We start from the raw sequence: 17,591 nt of genomic DNA, 5'->3' as shown, positions 1-17,591 counted from the left end.
GGGGCATGCTCGCCGTGTATGCCGCCCGCCAGTCCGCCGACGACCCGCTGTCCGGTCTGGAGATCGGTGATCGCCCCGCGCCGGCCCCCGCGAGGGCTGGACCACGGTGCGCTTACGGACAGCTGGGCTGAACCACCACGACGTCTGGTCGCTGCGGGGGGTCGGGCTCCCTGCGGATCGGCTGCCGATGATCCTCGGCTGCGACGGCGCCGGGATCGACGAGGACGGCAACGAGGTGATCATCCACGCGGTCGTGCCCAGCGAAGGCTGGCGCGGTGACGAGACCCTCGACCCGCGGCGCACCCTCCTGTCCGAGCTCCACGACGGCACGCTCGCCGAGCAGGTCGCCGTGCCCCGCGGCAACCTCGTCCCCAAGCCCGAGGGACTCTCGTGGGAGCACGCGGCATGCCTGTCCACCGCGTGGCTCACGGCATACCGGATGCTCTTCACGAATGCCGGGCTCACCCCCGGGGCGACCGTCCTGGTGCAGGGTGCCGGAGGCGGGGTGGCCACGGCGCTGGTGCAGCTCGGCGCGGCTGCTGGCTACCGCATGTGGGTGACCAGTCGCGACGAGGAGAAGGGCCGTAGAGCCGTCGAGATCGGCGCAGACCGTGCGTTCGGCAGCGGCGAGCGGCTGCCGGAGCGCGTCGACGCGGTCATGGAGACCGTCGGTGCCGCCACCTGGTCGCACTCGGTGAACTCGCTCAACCCAGGCGGTGCCATCGTCATCTCGGGAGCGACCTCGGGCGACGCGCCGGCCAAGGCCGAGCTGACCAAGATCTTCTTCCGGCAGCTGCGGGTCATCGGGTCCACGATGGGCACCCGGGCCGAGCTCGAGCGGCTCGCGGCGTTCGTTGCCCAGCACCGGATCGAGCCGGTCATCGACTCGGTCGTGCCGCTGGCCCGGGCGCGCGAGGGCTTCGCCCGGATGGCCGATGGCGACGTCTTCGGCAAGATCGTCTTCACCGTCGCCTGACGGGTGCCTGACCTTCGCCCAAACCGCCCGACGGGGGTCAGGTCGGCGAGATCTGCAGCCAGTCGTACCAGCCGTTGTGGAGGACCAGCCACGCGATGAGGCCGTAGCCCGCCTGGCCCGGGTGGTGTTGCACGCGGCTCGCTGCGAGGTCGCTCTGCCACTGGTCGTGACCCAGCAGCGGACGGAAGCAGTCGACGAACGGCACGCTGCGACGTGAGCAGACGTCGGCCTGGGCCTCGACGAGGATGTCGAGCATGCCGTTGAGCTCCTCGTCGTCGGACGGGGGCGGGCTCACCACGAACGTGCCGATGCCGGCGCTGGCCGCGTCGTCGAGGATGTTGGCCAGGTTGAGGCGATGCCGGGCCAGGGTGACGCCCTTGATCGCGTCACCGGTGCCGATCGACAGCACGAGACGCTTCTCGGCACGGCCGGCCCACCGCGGCGGGCACTCGGTGCGCCAGCGCGACAGCACATCAGCCGAAGTGTCGCCGCGCACGCCCAGGTTGTAGGCCGTCAGCTCGAGGTCGGGGTGTTGGGTGCGGCCCACGACCCGCGAGACCCAGCCCTGACCCTTGGGGTCGCCGAGCCCCGCCACGAGGGAGGCGCCGATGAACACCAGCCCCACGTCGCGGGGGCCGTCCGCGGCGACCTGGAACTCGGCGCTGGGGGTGAAGGTGGGCTCGCTGCTCACGGGTCAGTCCTCTTCGTCGTCGAGCCGGGCCAGCCAGGTGGCCAACCGCTCGACAGGGGTCTCGAACTCGGGGTGAAGGTCGACAAACGTCCGCAGCTGCTCGGCCAGCCACTCGAAGGACACAGTGTCCTCGCCCCGACGAGCGGCCAGCTCCTCGATGCCGCGATCCGTGAAGTACACGCTGGTGAGGCTATCGCGAGGTATGCCGCGCGACCGAGTCGGCCACGCGGCATACCGTCGTTGAGGAGGCGTGCTATCGGGTGAAGGCCGCCGTGATCAGCTCGGCCTGCTGCTCGGCGTGGCGCTTGCTCGACCCGGTGGCGGGCGAGGCCGAGGCCTTGCGGGAGACGACCTTGAGCACGCGGTTCTCGCCCTGCTCGGCGAGCGCCTGCGGCAGGTTGAGCGCCATGAACGGCCAGGCGCCCTGGTTGCGCGGCTCGTCCTGCACCCAGACGACATCGGCGTTCGGGTAGCTGGCGAGCTCGGCCGCGATCTCCTGGGCGGGAATCGGAGCGAGCTGCTCGACCCGGACGATGGCGGTCTGCGTGTCACCGGCCTTCTCGCGGGCGGCCTCGAGGTCGTAGACCACCTTGCCGCTGGCGAGCAGGACCCGGGTCACCGCGCCGCCGTCGAGCTGGGCCCGGTCGGACAGCACCGGCCGGAACGTGCCAGTGGTGAAGTCCTCGACCGCACTCGCCGCCGCCTTGAGCCGCAGCATCGACTTCGGGGTGAAGACGATCAGCGGGCGGCGCGGACGGGCGTACGCCTGACGACGCAGCAGGTGGAAGTAGCTGGCCGGGGTGGAGGGGTAGGCGACCGTCATGTTGTCCTCGGCGCACATCTGCAGGAAGCGCTCGATGCGGGCGGAGGAGTGGTCGGGACCCTGGCCTTCGTACCCGTGGGGGAGCAGCAGGACGACCGAGGAACGCTGGCCCCACTTCTGCTCCGAGGACGACACGAACTCGTCGACGATGGTCTGCGCGCCGTTGAAGAAGTCGCCGAACTGCGCCTCCCACAGGACCAGCGCGTCGGGCCGCTCGACGGAGTAGCCGTACTCGAACCCCATCGCCGCGAACTCGGACAGCAGCGAGTCGTAGACCCAGAACCGCGCCTGGCCCTCGGCGAGGTAGAGCAGCGGGGTCCACTCCTCGGCGGTGTTCTTGTCGATGAGCACCGCGTGGCGCTGGACGAACGTGCCACGGCGGCTGTCCTGGCCGGCCAGCCGCACCGGCGTGCCCTCCATGAGCAGCGACCCGAAGGCTGCGAGCTCTCCGGTGGCCCAGTCGATGCCGCCCTCGCGGGTCGTCAGCGCGCGCTTCTCCATGGCCTGGAGGAGCTTCGGGTGGATGGTGAAGCCGGGCGGCGGGTTGACGAACGAGTCGCCGATGTGGCGCAGCTCGTCAACGGTGATCGCCGTGTCGGTGGCCGACCGGGTGGCCTGGTCGGTCGCCTGGGCCGTGGGCGGCTCGAGCCCGGAGTGGCCCTCGGCGTCGGTGCCGGCGAGCGTCGGGTCGGCGGCGTTCTCGGTGGCTTCCTTGAGGGCGGCCTTGGTCTCGACGAAGACGCGCTCGAGCTGCTGCTGGTAGTCGCGCAGCGCCGCCTCGGCCTCCTCCTGGCCGATGTCGCCTCGGCCGATCAGGGACTCGGTGTAGAGCTTGCGGACCGAGCGCTTGGCCTCGATGAGGTTGTACATCAGCGGCTGGGTCATCGAGGGGTCGTCGCCCTCGTTGTGGCCCCGGCGGCGGTAGCAGACGAGGTCGATGACGACGTCCTTGTTGAACTCCTGGCGGAACTCGTAGGCGAGCTCGGCCACCCGGACGCAGGCCTCGGGGTCGTCGCCGTTCACGTGGAAGACCGGCGCCTGGATCATCCGGGCGACGTCGGTGGAGTACGTGCTCGACCGCGACGCGCTCGGCGAGGTGGTGAAGCCGACCTGGTTGTTGATGACCACGTGGATGGTGCCGCCGGTGCGGTAGCCGCGCAGCTGGGAGAGGTTGAGCGTCTCGGCCACCACGCCCTGGCCGGCGAACGCCGCGTCGCCGTGGAGCAGCAGCGGCAGGACGGTGAAGTCCTCACCGGCGAGGTCGAGGCGGTCCTGCTTGGCGCGGGTGATGCCCTCGAGCACGGGGTTCACGGCCTCGAGGTGGGAGGGGTTGGCGGCGAGGTAGACCTTGGTCTTGCTGCCGTCCTCGGCGACGAACTCGCCCTCGGTGCCCAGGTGGTACTTGACATCGCCCGAGCCCTGCACGGACTTGGGGTCCTGCCGGCCCTCGAACTCGCGGAAGATCTGGCCGTAGGACTTGCCGGCGATGTTCGCGAGCACGTTGAGGCGGCCGCGGTGCGGCATACCGATGCAGACCTCGTCCATGGAGTCGGCCGCGGCGCGGCACAGGATGCGGTCGAGCAGGGCGATGACCGACTCGCCGCCCTCGAGGCTGAACCGCTTCTGGCCCACGAACTTGGTCTGCAGGAAGGTCTCGAAGGCCTCGGCGGCGTTGAGCCGGCGCAGGATGCGCAGCTGCTCCTCGGGGCCGGGCTTGGCGTAGCCGACCTCGATCTTGGCCTGCAGCCAACGGCGCTGCTCGGGGTCCTGGATGTGCATGTACTCGGTGCCGATGGTGCGGCAGTAGGAGTCGCGCAGGATGCCGAGGATCTTGCGCAGGCGCAGCATCGGCGCCCCGCCGAAGCCACCCGTGGCGAAGTCACGCTCGAGGTCCCACAGCGTCAGGCCGTGGCTCGTGACGTCGAGGTCGGGGTGGCGCCGCTGGCGGTACTCCAGGGGGTCGGTGTCGGCCATGAGGTGACCGCGGACGCGGTAGGCGTGGATGAGCTCCTGGACCCGCGCGGTCTTGTTGACGTCGTCGTCGTGGTGGGTCGAGATGTCCTGGACCCACCGCACCGGCTCGTAGGGCAGGCGCAGGCTCTCGAAGATCTCGTCGTAGAAGCCGTTCTCGCCGAGCAGGAGCTGGTGGACGATCCGCAGGAAGTCGCCGGACTGGGCGCCCTGGATGATGCGGTGGTCGTACGTCGAGGTCAGCGTGAGGATCTTGCTGACGGCGTTGCGGTTGAGCGTCTCCTGGCTCGCGCCCTGCCACTCGGCGGGGTACTCCAGTGCGCCGACACCGATGATCGCGCCCTGACCCGCCATGAGCCGGGGCACGGAGTGGTTGGTGCCGATGGTGCCCGGGTTGGTCAGCGAGATGGTCGTGCCCTGGAAGTCCTCGACGGTGAGCTTGCCGCCGCGGGCCCGCCGGACGACCTCCTCGTATGCCGTCCAGAAGTGCAGGAAGTCCATCGCCTCGGCGGACTTGATGCTCGGGACGAGCAGCTGGCGGGTGCCGTCGGGCTTGGCGAGGTCGATGGCCAGGCCGAGGTTGACGTGGCCCGGCACGACCAGGGCGGGCTTGCCACCCTCCTCGGTGTAGCCGTTGTTCATCTCGGGCATGTGGCCCAGTGCCTTGACCAGGGCGTAGCCGATGAGGTGGGTGAACGAGACCTTGCCCCCGCGGGAGCGGGCCAGGTGGTTGTTGATGACGACCCGGTTGTCGATGAGCAGCTTGGCCGGCACGGCGCGCACGCTGGTCGCCGTGGGCACGCCGAGCGAGGCCTCCATGTTGGTGACGACGCGGGCGCTGGCGCCACGCAGCGGCTTGATCTGGTCCTCGTTGACCGGCCCGGTCTGCTTCGGCGGCTCGGGGTCGCGCGGCTTCGGCGTCTCCTTGGCCGGCGCGGCCGCTTCCTTGTCCTCGGGCTTGTCGGCCACGGCCTGGTCGGTGCGGGCGTCGGACTTGTCGGTCGTCGTCGACTGGGCGCCGCCGGAGTCGGTGGCGTTCGGAGCCTGGCGACGCGGCGCGGCGGGCCGGAGCTCGGCAGCCGGGGCAGGCGCGGCAGGCGCCGAAGTCGTGGCGGGCGCGGCAGGCGCCGGGGTCGCAGCTCCGTTGCGGGGCGCGCCGTTGGTGCTGTCACCACCCTCGGAGGGGGTGTAGTCCTCGAAGAACGGCCACCACGCCTTGTCGACGGAGTTGCGGTCGTTCTGGTACTGCTCATACAGCTCGTCCACGAGCCACTCGTTCGGCCCGAAGGCCGCCATGGGATCGCTGGTCGGGGACTGGTCGGGCACGGCGGATACGCCTCTTTCGTAGCGTCGACAATGACGGGTAATTGGCTGTTCCCAGCCTAGCCCCCGGACCCACGCCGCCGCTGAGGTGGGTGAGGACTCGCACAGGGGCCGGTTTCCGCACGGAAACCGGCCCCTGTCACGCCGTGGTACGCCTAGCTGATGTCCGCCCGCACAGTCCGCCACGAGCCGAAGCCGGCCATCACGGCGGCATACCCGGCGAGCACGAGCGCGCCACCCCACCACGCGAGGAGATGCACCTCTTGGCCGCCGCCCTGGGTCACCCCGCTCACCATGGCGCTGGTGGCCTGGCTCGGCAGGTACGGGACGATGTGCTCGCGCCCCCAGGTCCAGAAGCTGAGGCCGAACCCGGCCAGCGGCTCCACGATCCAGGCGACCCCGATCGAGATCAGCAGCGCCGCGACCTGGTTGGGAATGAGGATGCCGGCGCCGAGGCCGATCAGGGCCCACAGGCCGAGCACCAGGAGAGCCAGGGCGAGGGTGCGGAAGACGCCCGCCCCGGGGAACGGGGCGAACCCGCGGGCGTTCAGGACGATCGACCCGGCGATGACGGCGCCGACGAGCGAGATCACGCCATAGATGGCGCCGATGCCCAGGAGGGCGATGATCTTGGCACCCATGACCCTGGCGCGTCGAGGCGTGCCCAGGAACGTGCTGGTGATCGTCTTGTGGCGGTACTCGGACCCGATCTGCATCACCCCGATGGTCAGAGTCAGCAGGTAGCCGACACCCAGGCCGGCGGTGTAGACGCTGTTGGCGACCTGGAGCGGGGTGCCCGTCGGCGCGGGCCTGGGGTCGCTGGGGTCGGGCTTGATGGTGTAAATGAAGCCGAACGCCACCGCGAACGCGATGGCCGCGACGAAGGTGGCGATCGCGAGACCCCACCACATGCGGGTCGTGAAGAACTTGCGGAACTCGGCCCGGACTGCGGCGGTCATTCGGTCGCCCCTTCCATGCCGATCACGGCGTTTGGCTCGTGCGCCGTGGCGCCGAGGTTGCGGTTGGTGCCCTCGGTGAGCTCGAAGAACAGCGCCTCGAGGTCGGTCGTGGCCGCGCGGAGCTCGTAGATCGGCAGGCCTGCACGCAGCGCGACGTCGCCGATCAGCCGCAGGTCGGCGGTGTCGGCGTGGAGCGCGCCGTCCTCGAGGGTGGTGATGACGTCGGCGACCCGCAGGGCGCCGGCCAGGGCGTCGGTGTCGCTCGTGCGCACGATCGTCCGCGCCTCACCGTGCAGGTCGGCCATGGCCCCCTGCTTGACGAGCCGACCGTTGGCGATGATGACGACGTCGTCGACGGTCTGCTCGACCTCCTGGAGCATGTGGCTCGAGATGAGGATCGTCTTGCCCTGGGCCGAGAGGTGGCGCAGGAATCCGCGCAGCCAGCGGATGCCCTCGGGGTCGAGGCCGTTGGCCGGCTCGTCGAGGATGAGGACCTGGGGGTCGCCGAGCATCGCCGCGGCGAGGCCGAGTCGCTGGCGCATGCCCATCGAGTAGCCGCCCGCCCGCTTGCGTGCTGCGGCGGGGATGCCGACCAGCTCGAGCATCTCGTCGACGCGGGCGGTGCCGACGCCAGCGGTGTCGGCGATCACGCGCAGGTGGTCCCGACCAGTGCGGCCGGGGTGGAAGTTCGTCGCCTCGAGCGCCGACCCCACCATTGCCGTCGGGGTGGCGATGTCGTGGTAGCGCTGGCCACCGATGGTCGCCGAGCCTCCGGTGGGACGGATCAGGCCCAGGAGCATGCGCAGCGTGGTCGTCTTTCCGGCGCCGTTGGGGCCCAGGAAGCCGGTGATCCGGCCGGGCTCGACGGTGAAGCTGAGGTTGTCGACGGCCGTGAAGCTGCCGAACCGCTTGGTGAGCTCACGAACCTCGATCGAGGCGCCGTGGGTGGGTGTGGACGTCATGGATGGTCCCCCGCTGTGTGTGACATGGGGCCATCTTTGCAACTCACGTCGGGTGAGGGTCAACGACCTGTGCGCGCGGCGGCCAAATCGGTCCGAACGGGGCCGCGACCATAGGATGGCCGCACTATGACCGAATGGTTGCTGGTCCTCGCCGGCGTGGCGCTGACGATCGGCACCGCCGTGTTCGTGGCGACCGAGTTCTCGCTGGTCGCGCTGGACCGCCCGACAGTCCAGAAGGCCGTCGACGCCGGTGATGTCGGGGCCGAGGGGGTTCTCGGGTCCTTGCGCACCCTCTCCACCCAGCTCTCCGCGGCCCAGGTCGGCATCACGCTCACCACGCTGGTCCTGGGCTTCCTCGCGACACCAGCGTTGGGCACCCTGCTCCGGACGCCCCTGGCGGCGGTGGGGCTGCACGGCACCACCGGCGACTCCGTGGCCGCGGTGCTGGCCCTGGTGGTGGTGACGGTGTTCTCCATGGTGTTCGGCGAGCTCCTGCCACAGTTCCTCGGGATCTCGGCGCCGCTGCCGACCGCCAAGGTGGTGGCGCTGCCGGTCCGGCTGTTCGCCGTGGTCGCCAGGCCGCTGATCATCGTGCTCAACGGCTCGGCGAACCTCTTCCTGCGCGCGCTCGGGATCACCCCGCAGGAGGAGCTGTCCGGCGCCCGAACGCCGCAGGAGCTGGCCTCGCTGGTACGGCGGTCGGCCGAAGCCGGAACCCTCGACGAGGGCACGGCCCGACTGGTCACCAAGTCGCTCGGGTTCGGTGAGCAGACGGCCGCCGACGTCATGAGCCCGCGGGCCCGCGCCACCTCGATCGAGCGCACGGCGACCGCCGAGGACGTCCTGCTGCTGGCCAGGCGCACGGGGCACTCCCGGTTCCCTGTCACCGGCGAGGACTGGGACGACATCGACGGGGTGGTCCACGTGAAGCGGGCCATCGCGGTGCCCCACGACCGCCGTTCCGACGTGCCGGTCTCGGCGCTCATGGTGCCGCCGCTGCTCGTGCCCGAGACCATCCGGCTCGACCCGCTGCTGTTGATGCTGCGCGAGCACGGCCTCCAGCTGGCCATCGTGGTCGACGAGTACGGCGGCACGGCCGGGGTCGTCACCCTCGAGGACGTCGTCGAGGAGATCGTGGGCGAGGTGTCCGACGAGCACGACCTGTTCCGCACGACCGGGCGCCAGTTCACCGACGGCTCGTGGACGGTCCCCGGGCTGTGGCGCCCGGACGAGGTCCGCGAGCGGATCGGCGCCCAGATCCCGGACGGGCCGGCATACGAGACCACGGGTGGGTTCGTCATGGCCGCCCTCGGCCGGATCCCGAGCGTCGGCGACACCGTGTCCATCCCCGGGTGGGAGATCTCCGTGATCGCCATGGACGGCATGCGCGCCGACCGGCTGAGGTTCATCCCGACACCTGCTGACGACGCGTCGGGGGAGTCGTCATGAGTGCGTTGGCGGTCTGGACGACGGTGGTGCTCGTGCTGCTCAACGCCTTCTTCGTGGGGGCCGAGTTCGCGGCGATGACCGCACGACGGTCGACGCTCGAACCGCTGGCCGCCGCTGGCTCGCGACGGGCGCAGATCTGCCTCGACGCCTTGGAGCAGATGGGGTCCCTGCTCGCCTGCGCCCAGCTCGGCATCACGGTCTGCTCGGTCCTGCTCGGTGCGATCTCCGAGGCGGCGCTCCACCATGCGCTCGAGCCGCTCGTCAGCCACCTCGGCCTGCCGAGCGCTGTCGCCGATGGCGGCGCGCTCGCGCTGGCGCTGCTCGTCATCGTCTACCTGCACGTGGTCGTCGGCGAGATGATCCCCAAGAACCTCGCCATCGCCGGACCCGAGCGGGCCGCGCTCGCGCTCGTGCCGGTGCTGCTCTACCTGACCCGGGGGCTGCGGCCGGTGATCCACGTCATGGAGTCGCTGGCCAAGTCGCTCGTACGGCTCTTTCGGGTCGAGCCGAAGGACGAGATCACCTCGGCGTTCACTGCCGAGGAGGTGGAGCACATCCTCGCGGAGAGCCGTCACGAGGGCCTCATCGAGGAGCGCCAGCACGGCCTGGTCGGGGCGGCCCTCGAGTTCAGCGACAAGGACGCCGTCGACGTGGCCGTGCCGCTGTCGGACCTGGTGACCTTGCCGCTCACGGCGACGCCGGACGACGTGGAGCGACTGGTGGCGAAGCGCGGGTTCTCGCGCTACCCGCTCGTCGACCGGTCAGCGGCCCTCGCGGGCTACCTGCACCTCAAGGACGTCCTGTATGCCGACGACGCCGAGCGGGCGCTGCCGGTGCCGGTCAAGCGCGTGCGCAAGCTCGCCACCGTCCAGGCCGCCGACGAGGTCGAGGAGGTGCTGCGCACGATGCAGCGCACTGGTGCCCACCTGGCCCGCGTGGTCGACCCGGAGGGCGCCGACATCGGCGTCGTCTTCCTCGAGGACGTCATCGAGGAGCTCGTCGGCGAGGTCACGGACGCCTCACAACGCTGAACGCGGACCCGGGACCGGACCCTGGGCAGCGACGCGAGGCCCGAGACCGACTCCCCAGCTGGGGGTCGATCTCGGGCCTGATGACACCGTGCCCCCGGCAGGATTCGAACCTGCGCTCCCGCCTCCGGAGGGCGGTGCTCTATCCCCTGAGCTACGGGGGCCGACACGGCGACCTCTCAAGAGGCGCCCGGTGAGGGTAGCAGCCTAGGGTGGCAAGTATGGAATGCGGGGGACTGGTCTACGTCTGCGACGACACCGAGCAGATCAGACGACTCATCCGGCTCAACCTCGAGCTCGAGGGCTACGAGGTGGAGGAGGTCGCCGACGGCCAGGAGCTGCTCGAACGGCTCGACCGCACCGAGCAGCTGCCCGGCGTGATCACGCTCGATGCCCAGATGATGCCGCGCGACGGCTGGTGGGCCATCGCCCGCATCCGCGCCGACGCCCGCCTGGCGCACATCCCCGTCGTGATGGTCACCGCCTCGGTTCAGCAGCAGGACCGTGACCAGGCCCAGGGGTCCGGGCTCGACGCGTTCGTGTCCAAACCGTTCGATCCCGAGCAGCTGATCGAGATCGTCCGGGGCTTCATGGCCGACGGCCGGGGTCACGCGCCCGCGCCCTAGACTTGCGCGGGTGACTCCCGAAGAGCTCTCCGCAGCCATCCGCACGGCCCTCACCGAGGCTGTCGCCGCGGGCGACCTCACGGTGGACGTGCCCGCGGACGTGCGCGTGGAACGGCCCCGCAACCGCGACCACGGAGACTGGTCGACCAACGTCGCCCTCCAGCTGGCCAAGGGCGCCGGTATGCCGCCGCGAGACGTCGCGACCGCCCTCGCCACGCGCCTCGGCCAGGTCGCGGGGGTCAAGGCGATCGACATCGCCGGCCCGGGTTTCCTCAACATCACCCTCGACGCCGCGTCCGCGGGCGAGCTGGCGCGGGCGATCGTCGAGGCCGGTCCGGCCTACGGCCGCAACGACTCCGAGGCCGGCCACACCATCAACCTCGAGTTCATCTCGGCCAACCCCACCGGCCCGCTGCACCTCGGGCACACCCGCTGGGCGGCGCTGGGTGATGCCATGCGGCGCCTGCTCGCCGCGTCGGGCGCGGACGTGACGGCCGAGTACTACATCAACGACGCCGGCGCCCAGATGGACAAGTTCGGCGCATCCGTACTGGCCCGCGCCAAGGGCGAGCCCACTCCCGAGGGGGGCTACCCCGGCGCCTACGTCGACGACCTCGCCAAGGCTGCGCTCGCCGCCCGCCCCGACCTCCTCGAGCTCCCCGATGCCGAAGCGCTGGCGGTGGCACGTCAGCTGGGCTACGAGGCGCAGCTCGCCGACATCAGGTCCACCCTCGAGGACTTCGGCGTCAGCTTCGACGTGTGGTTCTCCGAGGCGGCCCTGCACGCGTCCGGCGCGGTCGAGCAGGCCGTCGAGCGGCTCCGCGAGCAGGGGCACGTCTACGACCACGAGGGCGCGGTCTGGTTGCGCACCACGGACTTCGGCGACGACAAGGACCGCGTCCTGGTCCGGGCCAACGGCGAGCCGACCTACTTCGCCGCCGACGCCGCCTACTACCTGAGCAAGAAGGACCGGGGGTTCGACGAGAAGATCTACCTGCTCGGCGCCGACCACCACGGCTACATCAACCGGCTCAAGGCGATCGCTGCCTGCGCGGGCGACGACAAGGAGCACAACATCGAGGTGCAGATCGGCCAGCTGGTCAACCTCGGCGGTGCGAAGCTGTCCAAGCGCGCCGGCAACATCATCGAGCTGCGCGACCTCGTGCGCTGGATCGGCACCGACGCGATCCGCTACTCCCTCAGCCGCTACCCCGCCGACAGCCCGCTGTCGCTCGACGGTGAGGAGCTGCGCAAGCAGACCAACGACAACCCCGTCTTCTACGTGCAGTACGCCCACGCGCGCACCTCGAACGTGGCCCGGCTGGCTCGCGAGGACGGCGTCCACCCGGAGGACGGCTTCGACCCCTCCCTGCTGTCCGACCCGACCGAGGCCTCGCTCCTGGCCGTCCTGGGCGACTTCCCGCGGGTCGTCGCCCAAGCCGCTCACCTGCGCGAGCCGCACCGGGTGGCCCGCTACCTCGAGGACCTCGCCGGCCACTTCCACAAGTGGTACGACACCTGTCGCGTGCGCCCGATGAACGGCGACGACGAGGTCACCGACGTGCACCGCACCCGGCTCTGGCTCAACGACGCGACGCGCCAGGTGCTGGCCAACGGGCTCGCGCTGCTGGGCGTCTCGGCCCCCGACCGGATGTAGGAGCGACCGTGCGAGCACACGAAGCAGGCGCGCTGCACGCAGAGGGGTACGGCGGACCGCCGCACTGGCTGCCGTGGCCGACCGACGTCATGGAGCTGCTGCCCCAGCTGTGGCCCCAGACCGTCGCGCGCGACGACGCCGGCCGCCTGACGGTCGGCGGCGTCGACGTCGCGAGCCTCGCGCGCGAGTTCGGCACCGCGGCATACGTCGTCGACGAGGAGGACTTCCGCGCCAGGGCGCGGGCGTTCCGCGACGAGTTCGCCGCCCCGTTCGCCGACCTCGGGGGCGTCGACGTCTATTACGCGGGCAAGGCGTTCCTGTGCACCGAGGTCGCGCGCTGGGTGGCCGACGAGGGCCTGAGCCTCGACGTGTGCTCGGGTGGTGAGCTGGCCGTCGCTCAGCGGGCGGGCTTCCCACCGGAGCGCATCGGCCTGCACGGCAACAACAAGTCGCTCGCCGAGATCCGCCAGGCCCTGACCTACGGCGTGGGCCGGATCGTGCTGGACTCCTTCGAGGAGATCGAACGGGTCGCCGCGATCGCCGCCGAGCTCGGGGTGCGCGCGCCGGTCATGGTGCGGGTCACGGTGGGCGTCGAGGCGCACACCCACGAGTTCATCGCCACCGCGCACGAGGACCAGAAGTTCGGCTTCTCGCTCGCCGGTGGCCAAGCAGCCGACGCGGTCGCCCGGATCGTCGCCCACGCTGACACCCTCGAGCTGCTGGGACTGCACTCCCACATCGGCAGCCAGATCTTCGACACCTCCGGCTTCGAGGTCTCGGCCCGGCGGCTCATCGGCCTGCACGCCGAGGTGGCGCGGGTGCACGGCCTCCACCTGCCTGAGCTGGATCTCGGCGGCGGGTACGGCATCGCCTACACCTCCGAGCACACCCCGCTGCACCCGCGCGAGCTCGGCGAGCAGATGGCCGACCTCGTGCGTCGCGAGCTCAAGTCGGTGGGCGACGGCAGCCCCGAGACCCCGGTGCCGAGGTTCTCCATCGAGCCCGGCCGCGCCATCGTCGGGCCCAGCACCTTCACGCTCTACGAGGTCGGCACCGTCAAGGACGTCGACCTCGGCGGTGGCGTGATGCGCACCTACGTCTCCGTGGACGGCGGGATGAGCGACAACATCCGCACCGCGCTCTACGACGCCGACTACTCATGCACTCTGGCCAGCCGGCGCTCGAGCGCCGCGCCCCGGCTGGCGCGCGTCGTCGGTCGCCACTGCGAGAGCGGCGACATCATCGTCATGGACGAGTACCTCCCGCACGACATCGCGGCCGGCGACCTCATCGCCGTGCCCGGCACCGGGGCGTACTGCCGGAGCATGGCGAGCCAGTACAACCACACCCCGCGGCCACCGGTCATCGCCGTACGCGACGGCCGGGCGCGGGTGCTGGTCCGTCGTGAGACGGTGGAGGATCTGCTGGCGCTCGACGTCGGGTGAGGGTGGATCGCCGCGGCGACCGGGTTCGGGCAGAAAATCGTCCGGATACCGGAACGCCGAGCGTCCACGCAGTGGACACCGGCACCATGGTCCGAACCACGAGACGGCCCGACCGGGCGCAAGGAGCAAGCGGTGAGTGACAGCCAGCGGGTGACGACAGGAGAGCCCCTCAAGGTGGCCCTCCTGGGGTGCGGCGTGGTCGGTTCGTCCGTCGCCCGCATGCTCACCGAGCACGCCGACGACCTCGCCGCCCGCGTGGGGCGACCTCTCGAGCTGGTCGGGATCGCCGTTCGCCGGCCCGGCAAGGACCGCTCCGACCTGCCCGTCGACCCCGCCCTGTTCACCGCCGACGCCGAGTCGCTCGTGACGCGGGCCGACATCGTCATCGAGGTGATCGGTGGCATCGAGCCGGCCAAGTCCCTCATCGAGACCGCCATGAAGCACGGCGCGTCGGTGGTGTCCGCCAACAAGGCACTCCTCGCCGAGGCGGGTCCGAGCCTGTATGCCGCGGCCGCCGAGCACGGCGTCGACCTCTACTACGAGGCAGCGGTCGCCGGGGCCATCCCGATCCTGCGCCCCATCCGCGAGTCGCTCGCCGGCGACGACGTCCGCAAGGTCATCGGCATCGTCAACGGCACCACGAACTACGTCCTCGACAAGATGGACACCACCGGCCAGGGATTCGCCGAGGCCGTCGAGCAGGCGCAGGCCCTCGGGTACGCCGAGGCGGACCCGACCGCCGACGTCGAGGGATTCGACGCCGCGGCCAAGGCCGCCATCCTCGCCTCGCTCGCGTTCCACACCCGCGTCTCCAGCGAGCAGGTCTACCGCGAGGGCATCACGGAGGTCTCTGCCGCTGATGTCCAGGCGGCACGCGACATGGACTGCGTCGTCAAGCTCCTGGCGATCTGTGAGCGCACCGAGGTCGTCGGTCCCGACGGCTCGACGACGCCTGGGGTGAGCGTCCGGGTCCACCCGGCGATGATTCCGCGGTCGCACCCGCTGGGCGGGGTCCGCGACGCCTACAACGCGGTGTTCGTCGAGGCCGACGCGGCTGGGCAGCTGATGTTCTACGGCAAGGGTGCGGGTGGTGACCCCACCGCCAGCGCAGTGCTCGGCGACGTCGTCGCGGTGGCCCGTCACCGAGTCGGTGGCGGACGCGGGCCTGGTGAGTCGGCCTACGCCGACCTGCCGGTGCTGGCCATGGGCCAGGCCTTGACCAGGTACCACATCAGCCTCGACGTGGCCGACCGTCCGGGCGTGCTCGCCCAGGTGGCCACGGCCTTCGCCGAGCACGGCGTGTCGATCGAGACCGTCCGCCAGCAGATCATCGGCTCCGCGGACGACGGCGACGACTCGACCCGCGCCCAGCTGGTGGTGGTGACCCACACCGCGCCCGACGCCGCCCTCGCGGCGACCGTCGAGGCGCTGGCCCGGCTCGACACCGTGCGCGAGGTCACCTCGGTCATGCGGGTGGAGGGCTCCTGATGGCCACCCTGTGGCGCGGCGTGATCCGCGAGTATGCCGACCGCCTGCCGATGCTCGACGGCGCGCCGGTGGTGACCCTCCAGGAGGGTGGTACCCCGCTCGTCCCGGCCGAGCACCTGTCCGAGCTGACCGGCGCCCAGGTCTTCGTCAAGTACGAAGGGCTCAACCCGACCGGGTCGTTCAAGGACCGCGGCATGACCACCGCCATCTCGGTGGCGGCCAAGCACGGAGCCAAGGCCGTCATCTGCGCCTCGACCGGCAACACGAGTGCCAGTGCGGCGGCCTACGCCACGAAGGCGGGCATGGCCTGCGCTGTCCTCGTGCCGGACGGCAAGATCGCGATGGGCAAGCTGAGCCAGGCCATCGCCCACGGTGCGACCCTGCTCCAGGTCGACGGCAACTTCGACGACTGCCTCGCCCTGGCGCGCAAGCTCGCCGAGGCCTATCCCGTCGAGCTGGTGAACTCCGTCAACCCGGCGCGCATCGAGGGTCAGAAGACCGCTGCGTTCGAGGTCGTCGACGCCCTTGGCGACGCCCCCGACATCCACTGCCTGCCGGTGGGCAACGCCGGCAACATCACCGCATACTGGCAGGGGTACCGCGAGTACCACCGGGAGTCCGAGAACCCCGGTCCCGCAACGCAGCTCCCGCAGATGTGGGGGTTCCAGGCGGCGGGTGCGGCGCCCATCGTCCTGGGCCACCCGGTCGACGAGCCCGACACCATCGCGACCGCGATCCGCATCGGCAACCCCGCCTCGTGGAAGCAGGCAGTCGCGGCGCGCGACGAGTCCGGCGGCCGGATCGAGTCCGTGACCGACGAACAGATCCTCGCTGCCCACCGCATCCTCTCGGCGCAGGAGGGCATCTTCGTCGAGCCGGGTTCGGCGGCATCCGTCGCGGGCCTGCTCCAGGCCTCCGAGGCCGGCCACGTGCCTGCGGGCGCGACGGTCGTGTGCACCGTCACCGGTCACGGCCTCAAGGACCCCCAGTGGGCGTTGCGCAACGCCGACGGGTCCGAGGTCACGCCGACCCGGGTGCCCGTCGACGCGTTCACCGCAGCCCAGGCACTGGGGCTCCAGGACTGATGGCAGCGAGCCTGGCGCCCGGGTGTTCGGTGCGCGTCCGGGTGCCTGCGAGCAGTGCCAACCTCGGCCCGGGGTTCGACTCGGTCGGGCTGGCGCTGGGCCTCTGGGACACCTGTGTGGCCACCGTCACCGAGGAGCCGGGACTGCACATCGACGTCCGTGGTGAGGGGGCCGACGACCTCCCGCGAGATGCCTCCCACCTCGTCCACCGCACCATGCTGCGCGCGTGGGACGAGCTGGGCGTGGCGGTCCCGCCGGGGTTGTCCCTGCGGTGCCACAACCAGGTTCCGCACGGCCGCGGGCTCGGGTCGTCCGCCACCGCCATCGTCACTGGAATCGTTGCGGCCCAAGGCCTTTACGACCAGTCCCGCGGCGTCACGGGCCCTCTCGACCTCGCGTTCGCCAACACCTTGGCGGCTCGCCTCGAAGGCCACCCCGACAACTCCTCCGCCAGCGTCTACGGCGGCCTCACCCTGTCCTGGTCCGACGGCGACACGGGGGGGACGACCACCTTGCGCCTGCGCGTCCACCCTGACGTGAGCCCGGTCGTGGTCGTCCCCGCGGAGCAGCTGTCGACCGCCAAGGCCAGGTCGGTGCTGCCCACCCATGTGCGGCACGGTGACGCGGCGCTGAACTCCGCGCGCGCGGCCCTGCTCGTGCACGCCCTCACCAGCGACCCGGCATACCTCTGGCCCGCCACCCGGGAGTGGCTCCACCAAGAGGCGCGCCGGGAGTCCTTTGCCCCGTCGATGGGACTGGTCGACCGGCTGCGCGCCCTCGGGCACGCCGCGGTCATCTCCGGCGCTGGCCCTTCGGTCCTGGTCCTGACCACCGACGAGCGCGCCGACGCCGTCGAGGCCTCGGTCGACGCGGGATGGCGGGTGCTACGGCCCGGTGTGCCCGACCATGGTGCCCAGGTCGAGGCCGACACCGAGGCTGTGACATTCCCCGCGTTGCTGGACTAAGGGCAGCACGTCTGGTGTTACATTGTGTGCGCACCTCGCAGCCGATGCCGGTTCTTGAGCATCCAGCAGCGACGTGCACCCACCACATGACGGCGGCCATGCTGCTGCCTTCGGCCTCCCCGCGCTGCGTGTGGTTCCCATCG

13 protein-coding genes, 1 tRNA gene and 1 pseudogene are annotated in these 17,591 nt (G+C 71.0%); 9 read left to right on the top strand and 6 right to left on the bottom strand.

The genetic code is table 11. From position 1 onward, the window contains the following. Window positions 1–5: 5 nt before the first annotated feature. A pseudogene (locus GKE56_RS08645) lies at window positions 6–976 on the top strand (zinc-binding dehydrogenase). Between the two features lie 37 nt (window positions 977–1,013). Here the strand turns inward: GKE56_RS08645 and GKE56_RS08640 are convergent. From GKE56_RS08640 to GKE56_RS08625, 5 genes are all read right to left on the bottom strand, one after another. Further along, entirely contained in the window at window positions 1,014–1,667 is a 654-nt protein-coding gene (locus GKE56_RS08640) for a GDSL-type esterase/lipase family protein (RefSeq protein ID WP_154684199.1), read from the bottom strand. A 3-nt stretch (window positions 1,668–1,670) separates the two neighbouring features. Next, window positions 1,671–1,847 (bottom strand): DUF6104 family protein, encoded by a 177-nt coding sequence (locus tag GKE56_RS16880; protein ID WP_195908055.1) that lies wholly within the window; start codon window positions 1,845–1,847, stop codon window positions 1,671–1,673. A gap of 73 nt (window positions 1,848–1,920) precedes the next feature. Beyond that, the gene (locus GKE56_RS08635; RefSeq protein ID WP_154685699.1) at window positions 1,921–5,757 is read right to left on the bottom strand and encodes a multifunctional oxoglutarate decarboxylase/oxoglutarate dehydrogenase thiamine pyrophosphate-binding subunit/dihydrolipoyllysine-residue succinyltransferase subunit; all 3,837 of its coding nucleotides are present in this window, start codon (window positions 5,755–5,757) and stop codon (window positions 1,921–1,923) included. A 182-nt stretch (window positions 5,758–5,939) separates the two neighbouring features. After that, a complete protein-coding gene (locus tag GKE56_RS08630; RefSeq protein ID WP_154684198.1) occupies window positions 5,940–6,743 on the bottom strand; it encodes an ABC transporter permease in 804 nt (267 codons plus the stop codon). After that, window positions 6,740–7,705 carry an ABC transporter ATP-binding protein gene (locus tag GKE56_RS08625; protein WP_154684197.1) on the bottom strand — a complete coding sequence of 322 codons (966 nt, stop codon included), beginning with the start codon at window positions 7,703–7,705 and terminating at the stop codon, window positions 6,740–6,742. Before GKE56_RS08625 ends, GKE56_RS08630 begins: the two co-directional genes overlap by 4 nt. A 126-nt stretch (window positions 7,706–7,831) precedes the next feature. Between GKE56_RS08625 and GKE56_RS08620 the strand changes: the two genes are divergently transcribed. Then, a complete protein-coding gene (locus tag GKE56_RS08620; RefSeq protein WP_154684196.1) occupies window positions 7,832–9,154 on the top strand; it encodes a hemolysin family protein in 1,323 nt (440 codons plus the stop codon). Further along, window positions 9,151–10,185 carry a hemolysin family protein gene (locus GKE56_RS08615; protein ID WP_154684195.1) on the top strand — a complete coding sequence of 345 codons (1,035 nt, stop codon included), beginning with the start codon at window positions 9,151–9,153 and terminating at the stop codon, window positions 10,183–10,185. The genes GKE56_RS08620 and GKE56_RS08615 overlap by 4 nt, the downstream gene beginning before the upstream one ends. Window positions 10,186–10,274: 89 nt before the next feature. Here the strand turns inward: GKE56_RS08615 and GKE56_RS08610 are convergent. Beyond that, window positions 10,275–10,346 (bottom strand) — tRNA-Arg (locus GKE56_RS08610). A 57-nt stretch (window positions 10,347–10,403) separates the two neighbouring features. Here GKE56_RS08610 and GKE56_RS08605 point away from each other — a divergent pair. From GKE56_RS08605 to thrB, 6 genes are all read left to right on the top strand, one after another. After that, the gene (locus GKE56_RS08605; protein ID WP_154684194.1) at window positions 10,404–10,808 is read left to right on the top strand and encodes a response regulator; all 405 of its coding nucleotides are present in this window, start codon (window positions 10,404–10,406) and stop codon (window positions 10,806–10,808) included. A gap of 10 nt (window positions 10,809–10,818) precedes the next feature. After that, the gene (gene argS, locus GKE56_RS08600) at window positions 10,819–12,465 is read left to right on the top strand and encodes an arginine--tRNA ligase (protein WP_154684193.1); all 1,647 of its coding nucleotides are present in this window, start codon (window positions 10,819–10,821) and stop codon (window positions 12,463–12,465) included. 8 nt (window positions 12,466–12,473) lie between these two features. Next, window positions 12,474–13,910, top strand: a complete 1,437-nt coding sequence (gene lysA, locus GKE56_RS08595) for a diaminopimelate decarboxylase (protein ID WP_154684192.1) — start codon at window positions 12,474–12,476, stop codon at window positions 13,908–13,910. Window positions 13,911–14,042: 132 nt separating this feature from the next. After that, window positions 14,043–15,398 carry a homoserine dehydrogenase gene (locus GKE56_RS08590; protein ID WP_230208844.1) on the top strand — a complete coding sequence of 452 codons (1,356 nt, stop codon included), beginning with the start codon at window positions 14,043–14,045 and terminating at the stop codon, window positions 15,396–15,398. Continuing rightward, window positions 15,398–16,483: a threonine synthase gene (thrC, locus tag GKE56_RS08585; protein WP_154684191.1), complete on the top strand. Its 1,086-nt coding sequence runs from the start codon at window positions 15,398–15,400 to the stop codon at window positions 16,481–16,483. Before GKE56_RS08590 ends, thrC begins: the two co-directional genes overlap by 1 nt. Next, entirely contained in the window at window positions 16,483–17,448 is a 966-nt protein-coding gene (gene thrB / locus GKE56_RS08580) for a homoserine kinase (RefSeq protein WP_154684190.1), read from the top strand. The genes thrC and thrB overlap by 1 nt, the downstream gene beginning before the upstream one ends. Window positions 17,449–17,591: the final 143 nt, after the last annotated feature.

It is taken from the genome of Nostocoides sp. HKS02 (assembly GCF_009707485.1).
GTDB lineage: Bacteria > Actinomycetota > Actinomycetes > Actinomycetales > Dermatophilaceae > Pedococcus.
This window is presented reverse-complemented; position numbering and strand designations above follow the sequence as displayed.